At 30.1% G+C, this 10,911-nt stretch carries 15 protein-coding genes; 8 read left to right on the forward strand and 7 right to left on the reverse strand.

What is annotated here, in order from left to right:
• The coding region (locus KA909_RS12095) for a DUF536 domain-containing protein (protein ID WP_210130272.1) at positions 1–451 on the forward strand (451 nt) is incomplete at its 5' end.
• A 119-nt stretch (positions 452–570) separates the two neighbouring features.
• Here KA909_RS12095 and KA909_RS12100 read toward each other — a convergent pair.
• The 4 genes from KA909_RS12100 to KA909_RS12115 form a co-directional block, all read right to left on the reverse strand.
• Positions 571–705 (reverse strand): hypothetical protein, encoded by a 135-nt coding sequence (locus KA909_RS12100; protein WP_002441931.1) that lies wholly within the window; start codon positions 703–705, stop codon positions 571–573.
• 13 nt (positions 706–718) lie between these two features.
• Positions 719–1,603 carry a permease gene (locus tag KA909_RS12105; RefSeq protein ID WP_002441928.1) on the reverse strand — a complete coding sequence of 295 codons (885 nt, stop codon included), beginning with the start codon at positions 1,601–1,603 and terminating at the stop codon, positions 719–721.
• An 88-nt stretch (positions 1,604–1,691) separates the two neighbouring features.
• A complete protein-coding gene (locus tag KA909_RS12110) occupies positions 1,692–2,012 on the reverse strand; it encodes an ArsR/SmtB family transcription factor (protein ID WP_002441927.1) in 321 nt (106 codons plus the stop codon).
• Between the two features lie 45 nt (positions 2,013–2,057).
• A complete protein-coding gene (locus tag KA909_RS12115; RefSeq protein ID WP_002441924.1) occupies positions 2,058–2,252 on the reverse strand; it encodes a hypothetical protein in 195 nt (64 codons plus the stop codon).
• A 281-nt stretch (positions 2,253–2,533) separates the two neighbouring features.
• Between KA909_RS12115 and arsD the strand changes: the two genes are divergently transcribed.
• The 7 genes from arsD to KA909_RS12150 all read left to right on the forward strand — a co-directional run bounded on the left by arsD (position 2,534) and on the right by KA909_RS12150 (position 8,634).
• Complete coding sequence (gene arsD, locus KA909_RS12120) at positions 2,534–2,881, forward strand: arsenite efflux transporter metallochaperone ArsD (protein WP_037541281.1); 348 nt, start codon at positions 2,534–2,536, stop codon at positions 2,879–2,881.
• Entirely contained in the window at positions 2,868–4,589 is a 1,722-nt protein-coding gene (gene arsA / locus KA909_RS12125; RefSeq protein ID WP_172629673.1) for an arsenical pump-driving ATPase, read from the forward strand. The genes arsD and arsA overlap by 14 nt, the downstream gene beginning before the upstream one ends.
• Positions 4,589–6,253 carry an FAD-dependent oxidoreductase gene (locus KA909_RS12130; protein WP_037541280.1) on the forward strand — a complete coding sequence of 555 codons (1,665 nt, stop codon included), beginning with the start codon at positions 4,589–4,591 and terminating at the stop codon, positions 6,251–6,253. The genes arsA and KA909_RS12130 overlap by 1 nt, the downstream gene beginning before the upstream one ends.
• Positions 6,250–6,564: an ArsR/SmtB family transcription factor gene (locus KA909_RS12135; RefSeq protein ID WP_002441914.1), complete on the forward strand. Its 315-nt coding sequence runs from the start codon at positions 6,250–6,252 to the stop codon at positions 6,562–6,564. The genes KA909_RS12130 and KA909_RS12135 overlap by 4 nt, the downstream gene beginning before the upstream one ends.
• Positions 6,564–7,856 carry an arsenite efflux transporter membrane subunit ArsB gene (gene arsB / locus KA909_RS12140; protein WP_002441913.1) on the forward strand — a complete coding sequence of 431 codons (1,293 nt, stop codon included), beginning with the start codon at positions 6,564–6,566 and terminating at the stop codon, positions 7,854–7,856. The genes KA909_RS12135 and arsB overlap by 1 nt, the downstream gene beginning before the upstream one ends.
• A gap of 18 nt (positions 7,857–7,874) precedes the next feature.
• Complete coding sequence (arsC, locus tag KA909_RS12145; protein ID WP_002441910.1) at positions 7,875–8,270, forward strand: arsenate reductase (thioredoxin); 396 nt, start codon at positions 7,875–7,877, stop codon at positions 8,268–8,270.
• Positions 8,271–8,382: 112 nt separating this feature from the next.
• On the forward strand, positions 8,383–8,634 hold the full coding sequence (locus KA909_RS12150; protein WP_002441908.1) for a restriction endonuclease subunit S domain-containing protein: 252 nt from the start codon (positions 8,383–8,385) through the stop codon (positions 8,632–8,634).
• 505 nt (positions 8,635–9,139) lie between these two features.
• Here the strand turns inward: KA909_RS12150 and KA909_RS12155 are convergent.
• The 3 genes from KA909_RS12155 to KA909_RS12165 form a co-directional block, all read right to left on the reverse strand.
• Positions 9,140–9,478, reverse strand: a complete 339-nt coding sequence (locus tag KA909_RS12155) for a type II toxin-antitoxin system PemK/MazF family toxin (protein ID WP_002442047.1) — start codon at positions 9,476–9,478, stop codon at positions 9,140–9,142.
• Positions 9,475–9,723: an AbrB/MazE/SpoVT family DNA-binding domain-containing protein gene (locus KA909_RS12160; RefSeq protein WP_002442045.1), complete on the reverse strand. Its 249-nt coding sequence runs from the start codon at positions 9,721–9,723 to the stop codon at positions 9,475–9,477. The genes KA909_RS12155 and KA909_RS12160 overlap by 4 nt, the downstream gene beginning before the upstream one ends.
• Positions 9,724–10,071: 348 nt before the next feature.
• Positions 10,072–10,617, reverse strand: a complete 546-nt coding sequence (locus KA909_RS12165) for a hypothetical protein (RefSeq protein ID WP_002477882.1) — start codon at positions 10,615–10,617, stop codon at positions 10,072–10,074.
• Between the last annotated feature and the right edge of the window lie 294 nt (positions 10,618–10,911).

The raw sequence follows: 10,911 nt of genomic DNA on the forward strand, positions 1-10,911 counted from the left end.
TGAAACAATAAAACAGTTATATATTCAACTAGACATATATAAGAAACAGGCAAGTAGAGATAAAGAACAAATAAATACACTTAATAGGCTTCTAGAAAATCAGCAAGTCTTAGCATTAGAAAGCAATAAAAAAATTCAAAAACTAGAAAGCCAATTAGAAGAAGAAAGACAGCTTAATTATTCTTTTGATACAGCGACGAATAATAGACAAAATATTAATCCGCAAGAAGCAACTTTCACTGAAGAATCGCAAAATATCAACCAACAACAAACAAAGCGTCAACCAACAGAAGTAAATTACAAGGATATAGCCGAAGAGAAAAAGAATGACAGTACAGATGAATTAACAAAAGAGGATAAGTTCGTTGAAGAAACGAAGAGTGATCCTGATGATAATAGGGAGGTAGAACCATCTAAAAAGGGATTTTGGAGTCGATTCTTCGGTAATTAATTGCAATTAAAAAGGCACAACAAGTTTATGAACTTGTTGTGCCTTTTTAATGTGACTCAAACTTCTGATAATCATCGATTATGTTAATAAATGTAAAATCAAGCAGAACTTTTTTAATTTTAGCAACAATTTTTATTACCATTTTCTTTTTTCTCATTATTTTCGTCTTTTTTGTCTGTTTTCTCTTCAATTTTAACTGAACAACATGACTGTTCTTGAGGTTTTAATTTTTTTAATGTGTCTTTGATACCCATTTACTTCACCTCCTTAAATGATTAAGTTAACAATTAGACCAGTTGCAATAGCCACAACTAAAATTGCAATAACGAATGAGACTACAAATTTTTTCTTGAATAATTTAGATAATAATACTACTTCTGGAATACTTGCACCAGCACCACCTATTATCAACGCAACTACTGTTCCTAAAGACATCCCTTTTGATACTAATGCCTCAGCTATAGGTAACATTGTTTCAGGTCTGATATACATTGGAATGCCTATAACAGATCCAATGAATACGGATATAACGCCATCTCCACTTGCGTATTTTGTAATAAATGTTTCGGGTACAAATCCATATATGAACGCTCCAATAAATACACCAATAAATAGGTAAGGAAGCATTGGATATAAAAATGCCCAAGCATCATTTAATGCTTGTTTAAAACGAGATCCATTTTTATTAGCGAAAAATCCATCGCCTTTAACATTTACACCTTTATAAGTTTCAGCTAAATTCATTTTTGAAAATACAAAACCTGTTAAGATACTAAAGATTGCTAGTACAATAAAATAAACTATTGCAACTTTCCAACCTAATAAGGCCCATAACATAAACACCATTAATGGATTCATTAATGGTGAAGCAATTAAGAAACTTATCGCTGGACCAAAAGGTACTTTAGAATTTAATAGACCTGCAAGTATTGGAATAGTTGAACAAGAACAAAAGGGAGTAATCGCACCAAATATCATCCCAAAAAAATAATTGATTCCTTGGTTAGGCTTACTTAACATGCTTTTGATTTTATCTTCCGAAATTACTTGTTGGATTAGACTTACAATAAAACTTACGATTATGAACAGTATTAATAATTCAAAAAACAGCATTAAAAATGTTTTTATGAATTCTATAATTGAATCTAACATCAGTATAACGCCTCCGAATTTCTTTAATCAACTTTTTTTGATTAATTAATCAAAAAAAATCGATCTGTTTTGTATTAAAAGAAGATACTCATAATATCTTACAACAAGTATCTTCATTTAAAACAACCTGTATTTGCTGCTCATTAATTTTATAATAATTCCATGTGCCATGCTTTTCAGCAATAAGAACATTTGCATCTACTAATTTTTTTAAATGATAAGAAAGTTTAGATTGTTTTATATCTAATAACTCTTCTAAATCACATACACATAATGATTTATTAGAGCTTTGGCTAATTTGATTTAGTATTTTTAATCTGATTTTATCGGCAAGTGCATTAAACATATTTTCATAAAAGTCAAACTGTTGATCTTCACTCATATCAGTCTTTGCTTTAATAACTTCCATAAAAGACCATCCTTTTTATAATATTTCATTGAGTTTATATTATCTTTATTTCAATTCTTGAATTGCTTGTTTATAGTTATTTTTTGTTGATTCGCCATACTGATTAATGTTCCCTTTAAAGAACTCCTTTTCCATATATATTGTAGCTTCTTTTAAATTGATTTCTCTTGAGAGCATAACAAGATTTAAATAACTTACAAAATAACCAACAGTTAAAGTACTTGCATGGTTTACTCGCAATCAAGCATGCCTCCTTATTGTCAACGTAGTTTTATATCATTTAATACATCAATTTTTTTTGATATATTAAATATAAATCAATATCTATATTATCGCAAGAAAAAAACTACAATTTTTACATAAACTTAGGTATTGCTCACAGAAATATTAAAATAATTTTTTCATAAATTGTATTATTAAGAATTAAATTTAGTAAAATTTTTAAAACTCAAACAAAATATAGACAACCATCTATATAGATGTTAATCTATAATCGCAAATTAATTAATGAGGTGAGTATAATGTTAAATATTGAAATATACGAAGAAGCTATGTGCTGTTCTACTGGGGTATGTGGTCCAGAACCGGATGAAACACTAATAAAAGCGAACCAAATCAATGAATATTTAAAACAAAATCAAATAGAAGTTCAACGTTATAATATGAATAATAATCCGAATGAATTCATTAAAAATCAAGAAGTTATTCGTTTAATTCAAGAAAAAGGTGATGAAGTTTTACCCATCACTTTTATAGAAGGCGGTATAGCTAAAACGGGCGCTTATATTACCCAAGAAGAAGCCGATGAAATCATTACAGTTAATCAAATGAGAAATGGAGGATGCTGTGGTGGAAATGGATGCTGTTAAATACTTAAATAAATTGAATTTAGATAACATTGAGTTAACAAAATATTTGTTTTTTACTGGTAAAGGTGGCGTAGGCAAAACAACGATATCAAGTTTTATTGCTTTAAACTTAGCAGAGAATGGAAAGAAAGTAGCTTTAGTAAGTACTGATCCAGCTAGTAATTTACAAGATGTATTTCAAATGGAATTATCTAATAAATTAACTAAATATCAACCTATACCTAATCTCTCTATAGCCAATTTCGACCCGATTGTTGCTGCAGACGATTATAAAGCACAATCTATAGAACCTTATGAGGGTATTCTACCAGAAGATGTGCTTGCTGAAATGAAAGAACAGTTAAGTGGTTCATGTACAGTTGAAGTAGCAGCATTTAATGAATTTACAAATTTTTTATCCGATAAAACTTTAGAACAAGAATTTGATTTCATTATATTTGATACAGCTCCCACAGGTCACACTTTGAGAATGCTTGAATTACCTTCTGCATGGACAGATTATTTAAATACAACGAGTAATGACGCTTCTTGCTTAGGTCAATTATCAGGTTTAAATGAAAATAGAGTTAAATATAATTCAGCACTTGAAAAACTACGTAACCAAGATGATACGACCATGATGTTAGTTGCGAGACCTACTCACTCTTCTATATATGAAATTCAAAGAGCGCAACAAGAATTACAACAACTGTCAATTTCTAAATTCAAAGTAATCATTAACAACTATATAGAAGAAAGTCACGGTTTAATTTCGAGTCAGATGAAATCGGAACAAGATAAAAACATTAATCATTTTACTGAATGGTTAAATAACAATCATGCTTATTACGTTCCATATAAAAATCAGAAAGAAGAAGGTATAGAAAATTTAACTAATCTATTAAATGATGATAACTTAATTGAAAATGATGACTTTATTGTTGAAGATCATCCGCAATTCAATAAATTAATCGATGAAATTGAAAATAGTAAAGTTCAATATTTATTTACAATGGGAAAAGGTGGCGTTGGTAAAACGACAGTAGCAACGCAATTAGCTACAACGTTATCTAATAAAGGATATCGTGTTCTTTTAGCAACTACTGACCCTACTAAAGAAATTAATGTTGAAACTACAAGTAATTTAAATACTGCTTATATTGATGAAGAACAAGCATTAGAAAAGTATAAAAAAGAAGTACTAGCCACAGTGAATGATGATACACCACAAGACGATATTGATTATATTATGGAAGATTTAAAATCACCTTGTACAGAAGAAATAGCATTTTTCAAAGCCTTTAGTGACATTATGGAGAATCAAGACGACATGGATTACGTCATTGTAGATACAGCTCCTACAGGCCATACCTTGCTGTTACTTGATTCTAGTGAAAATCATCATAGAGAATTAAAGAAAAAATCAACTCAAACTACCAGTAATGTTGAAACATTATTACCTAAAATTCAAAATAAAAATTTAACACAGATGATAATCGTAACACTAGCAGAAAAAACACCTTATTTAGAATCTAAACGTTTAGTAGAAGATTTAAATAGAGCTAATATAGGCCATAATTGGTGGGTTGTTAATCAATCGTTAGTTACGCTAAATCAACGTGATGACCTTTTTAGTAACAAAAAAGAAGATGAATCATTTTGGATAAACAAGATTAAAAATGAAAGTTTTGACAATTATTTTGTCATACCTTATGGGGGGTTATCATAATTAAAAAAATTGTAATCATCGGTTCAGTTGCTGCCGGTACAAGTGTCGCGGCTAAAGCAAGAAGAAATAGTGAAGATGTGGAAATTATCGTTTTTGATAAAGATAGTGATATTTCGTATTCAGTATGTGGTATCCCCTACTATATAGGCGGTAATGTATCTGATATTGATGAACTCACGCCAAGAAATGCTAAATGGTTTAAAGAGCGCTTTAATATAGATATTTATACAAAATATGAAGTGAATCAGATAAATGATACTGATCAAACAATAACTGTTACCAATTTAGTAAATGATGAAAAGATGATTCAAGAATATGACGAATTAGTATTAGCAACAGGCTCATCGCCTAAGGAAATTCCTCAATTAAATAGCGAAGAATATAACAATGTATTTAAAGTTAAGAATATTAATGATGCGAAAGCAATTTATAATTATATTGAGGACAATGATGTTCAGAATATAACAATCATTGGTGGTGGATTTATTGGTCTAGAAATGTTAGAACAATTATCTAATTACAATACTTCAATTATTCAACGTAGTACTTTTATGCCTCATTTAGACTACGATATCAGTTTTATGATTCAAGAATATATTGAAGATAAAGCTAACGTATATACCAATAATGAAATAGATATTATTGATTATGATGAAAATCATACAATAAATAGAGTGAGCTTAAAAACTGGCGAATTAATTGATACAGATTTAATCATTATTGGAATTGGTGTCATACCAAATACTAAATTAGCTAAAGAAATTGGTATTAATATTGGAAAATCTGGAGCAATACAAACCAATAAGTATTTTGAAACAAATATTCCTCACATATATGCAATTGGTGATGTAGCAGAAAGTTATAATTTAATTACTGGTGACCCTATATATAGACCGTTAGGTTCTACAGCAAATAAAATGGGACGTATTTTAGGAGATCGATTAACTGGTGGAAATCTAGAACATAAAGGCATTTTAGGAACAGGCATTGTTCGTATATTTGATATGACAATTGCCCAAACAGGCTTAACTGAAAAAGAAGCTATTGATTTAGATATTGATATTGACGTATTACACAATGTGAAACCGAATCGTCCAGAATATATGCAAGGCCAAGAAATGGTAATTAAAGCTATATTTGATAAAAACAATTCTAAATTACTGGGTGCCCAAATTATTGGGTATGAAGGTGTAGATAAAAGAATAGATGTACTAGCTACTGCTATAACGTTTGGTGCCCATGCAGAAGATTTATTTCATTTAGATTTAGCATATGCGCCTCCTTTTTCTACAACTAAAGATCCTGTTATTTATACAGGGATGATTGGACACAATATTACTCGAGGACGCAAAATTATAACGCCTGAAGAAGTCATGAAACAAAATAATGACTTATTGATTTTAGATGTACGTTCTCCAAAGCAATTTGAAGTTAATCATGTTGATGGAGCGATTAACGTCCCATTGAAAATATTGAGAAGTTATGCAAAAACAGTAGATAAAAATCAAAAGATAGTGACTTACTGTAATAAAGGTACTACTGGGAATGCTGCACAAAACGTACTTATTAATTTAGGTTTTAAACAAGTGTTTAATTTGTCAGGTGGTAATAAAAATTATCAACGTTATAAAAGGTTTCAAGTAGAAAGGAAGAAGAAAAATTGAATTATAAAGAAATTTCACAATACTTAAAAGTGATTGCTGATAGTAGCCGTCTTGAAATATTAGACTTGTTATCTTGCGGTGAATTATGCGCTTGTGATTTATTAGAGCATTTTTCTTTTTCTCAACCCACATTAAGTCATCATATGAAAGTATTAAAAGACAATAATTTAATTACATCCAGAAAAGATGGTAATAAAATTTTATACAAATTGAATCATGACGTATTGGATAACGTTACATCACGACTCACTCTATTGAGTTCCAGTACTGTCCCATGTATATGTGAAACAGTAGAGAAAGGTGAGTGTTAATGATGACGATATTAGCAATCACAATATTTGTATTAACGTTAATTTTTGTTATATGGCAACCTAAAGGTCTAGATATTGGTATTACTGCATTAATTGGTGCTGTAGTTGCTATAATCACTGGCGTTGTAAGCTTTTCAGACGTACTAGAAGTTACTGGAATTGTTTGGAATGCGACTTTAACTTTTGTTGCAGTTATTCTTATTTCACTCATATTAGATGAAATTGGATTCTTTGAATGGTCTGCCATACATATGGTAAGAGCATCAAAGGGTAATGGCTTGAAAATGTTTATCTTTATCATGCTCTTAGGTTCAGTTGTAGCAGCCTTCTTCGCAAATGATGGTGCGGCTTTAATACTGACGCCTATTGTTTTAGCAATGGTACGTAGTTTAGGATTTGATAAAAAAGCGATATTCCCATTTATTATTGCTAGTGGTTTTATTGCAGATACTACGTCTCTTCCATTAATTGTTAGTAATTTAGTTAATATTGTTTCTGCTGATTACTTTGATATTGGATTTGTTGAGTACTTCAGTAAAATGATTATACCTAATATATTCTCTTTAATCGCAAGTATTCTTGTCTTATGGCTTTATTTTAGAAAGTCTATCCCAAGAAAATTTGATGCAGTAAATATTAGAGAACCAAAAGAAGCGATTAAGGACAAAAAGCTTTTTAATATCTCGTGGATTGTACTCACTGTATTGCTAGTTGGTTATTTAATAAGTGAGTTTATAAATATTCCAGTATCAATTATTGCTGGTATCATTGCTTTAATATTTGTATTATTAGCACGTAAGTCTAAGGCTGTGCATACGAAACAAGTAATTAAAGGTGCGCCATGGAATATTGTTTTATTCTCTATTGGTATGTATCTTGTGGTATTTGGTCTAAAAAATGTGGGCATCACAACGCTTCTTAGTGATGTACTAACAAATATTTCAAATTACGGCTTATTTAGTAGTATCATGGGCATGGGCTTTATAGCTGCATTTCTTTCATCCATTATGAACAACATGCCAACTGTTTTAATAGATGCAATAGCGATTGGTCAATCTCAAACAACAAGTATACTCAAGGAAGGCATGATTTATGCGAATGTTATCGGATCTGATTTAGGACCTAAAATAACACCAATTGGTTCGTTAGCAACACTTCTCTGGTTACATGTGCTTACTCAAAAAGGTGTTAAAATTTCTTGGGGACAATACTTTAAAATCGGTATTATTATAACGATTCCGGTATTATTTATCACACTGTTAGGGTTATATCTAATACTTATTATTTTCTAAAAAAAGAGGAAACTATTTATGGATAAAAAAACAATTTACTTTATATGTACAGGTAATTCATGCCGTAGCCAAATGGCTGAAGGCTGGGGTAAAAAAATCTTAGGAGATGAATGGCAAGTATATTCTGGAGGTATTGAGGCACACGGTGTAAATCCAAAAGCAATAGAAGCTATGAAAGAAGTTGGAATTGATATATCAAACCATACTTCTGATTTAATTGATAATAAAATTTTAAAACAATCAGACCTAGTTGTTACACTTTGTAGTGATGCTAATGAAAATTGTCCAGTCATCCCACCTAATGTAAAAAAAGAGCATTGGGGATTTGATGACCCAGCAGGTAAATCTTGGTCAGAATTTCAACGTGTAAGAGATGAAATAGGTCAAAAGATCAAGCAATTTTATGATAATTAAGTTAATATAAAATTCAAAAACAGAGGATAAGCACATATAACAATGCTTATCCTCTGTTTTATATAATGATATTTGCTGCTTACCTTTTTCTGTTAGTTCTGCATATATTGTTGTGCCACATATAGGAAAACAAAACTTCTTTAATGGTAGTATTGCTATAGTTCCTAGCGAATTGAATGGTTTTATATATTCAAATGCTATTATGAGTTATAAAATCAATAACTATATTGACAAAAAATATCTACTTCAAAATGATTTTTTAAGAAAAAATGAGTATTTAGCTGATGGGACAGGTCAAAAAGAATTAAGTGAAAAGAAATTTGAAGAGTTAGAAGTAAAAATTCCAAACTCTATAGAAGAATAAAAAATTGATTTATTGAAAGAACGTGAGAAGGGCTTTTTGCATAAAATGTTTGTTTGATACTGATGAAATCCTATTATGTTAACTATATGTTTTATTAAATAAAGGGGAGTATACATGGGAGATGTAAAATTATTTAAACTGAATAACGAAATAGCATATGAATTATATGGAGAATCCGTGTCTATAGAAAAATCTCTTCAAACCGTAATAGAAAATAATTCTGAAAAGGTTCTGTTGCAAACTTGAAAATCATATAATATAGATACAAAGAAATGAAAAATAATAAAATCCAACCGAATAATCTGTTGATATAATAGTATATAATTTACTGCTTTTGCATAACTTTGTATATTAATTTAACTTTGCAACAGAACCTCTCTTTTTATATAGAAAAATCAAAATGACAACTATTAATTTACATTGTAAATGTTTAACTATAGATAAAACGAAATATCAAATAATGTATAGACTAATTCCCTCACTATTATAAATAGTGAGGGAATTTTTATGATGATGGTTTTAAATACGTCTTTATTGCTTGTAAGACGACGTTTTTTAAGTTGTCTTGTAATTCATCTTTATAGTTATGTTCACGTTCATTAAGGTCTAATGCGCGTATCTGAAGCGTGTCTATAACACCTGTGACTAATCCTTTTTTAGTTTTCACTTCGATATCTAATGGATAACGTTTTTCACGATTTGTAATTGGTAATACCCAAACAAAATCTGTTCCTTTAATGGTCATATTGTTATTCACGATTAAGCATGGTCTAATTTTTTGTTTTTCACGACCTCGAGTGGGGTCTAGGTCAATATAGTATATATCAAACTGTTTGATACTCATATTTCACGACCTACACTCTCTCCAAAATCAAATTCTGGCTCGGTGTATTTACCGCCATTTTTGAAAAAATTTGTGATTTCATCTTCAATCGATTCTTCTTTCTTTTTGATAAATAAACCACCATTGATTTCAGATACTTCAACCTTATCTCCCACCTCAAAATCAGCTAACTGGATTGTTTGTTTGCTTAAACTGAGTGCTTTGCTGTTTCCACTTTTAAAAATGCGTTCAGATGTTTTAATCATAGTTATCATCTCCTTACATTCATTATATCAATACGTACTTACATATGTAAATACATTATAAATATTAAAAAGAGTAGTAACTCGAAAGCTACTACTCGAAAGACACTTCATATTTTTTAGATATATCATTCTCGACGATAAGTCGTTTGAAACGTTGCAATAAATATTACTTATCTTCATCTTTCTTACTTGTTGCTAAAAAGTATAAAGGTGTTAGTAATGCGAGTGCTAACATTAAATAACGTCTTAATGTTTCGTGGCTGTTGTCCCACGGTATGAAGAATAAAATAAGCATTACTATTATGATTAATATGAGAAAAATTTGTTTCTTTCTGATATTATCACCTCTTATAATACAATCAATACAAAGGCTTTAGCTATGTAATAAGCTAATGTTTTATTAAAGCCTAATTTATTTTGTAATCCTTTGGAAATTGCGTCTGTAACTGTTCCACCAAAACCTGTGATGTAGTCACAGAATTTAAAGATTGATTGGTAATGTAAGAAAGCAACTTTGACTCCTGCTCTTTTTTCAACTTGTTTTATGTAACCATCCCAAGCTTTTTGTCCGACTTTTTTAGCAGTTGCTTTAATTGCTTTAGCCCCTGCTTTAGCTCCTAATGTAGCTTTACCTCTTTCAGATTGACCGTTAGCAAGTTGTTGAGCGTCACGTTCCATTTTGTCATATACGCCAGCTTTTTGGAAAGCTTCTTTGTTCTGATGTAAGCCTTCAAGCGCGCCTTCGCCCATTTTTTGTAGCTGTTCAGAAGCCTGTTGAATCTCTTGTTGATTTTGTTCGTAAGCCTTTGCTTCGTTTGTAGTAAATAAAATGGTTGGAGCCATAATTCCAACTGCCATCAGACTAGATGAGATTTTTAGAATTTTACTATTCATACAAATTACCCCCAATAATTATTCTTACTATAAAATTATCATAGTATGAGTAGAATAATTATTTTAATTCTTAGGTGTACGAATTATATGCGTAAGTGATTTAATTCTTTTATCTTTTGGAGTGAAAATGTTAAAAAATATAGATGTTAAAATGTATTTATTTTATCAATGTAATCTTTTATTTCGTCGATTTTCTTATCGAATTCATCTATTTTGTTTTCTGCTGGTTTGGGATTATATTCGTCGCACATATCATCTAGGTAATTGTAAAAATTGGTTCTGTTGCAAAGTAAA

The sequence above is a fragment of the Staphylococcus sp. GDX8P54P genome, assembly GCF_017893165.1.
GTDB lineage: Bacteria > Bacillota > Bacilli > Staphylococcales > Staphylococcaceae > Staphylococcus > Staphylococcus borealis.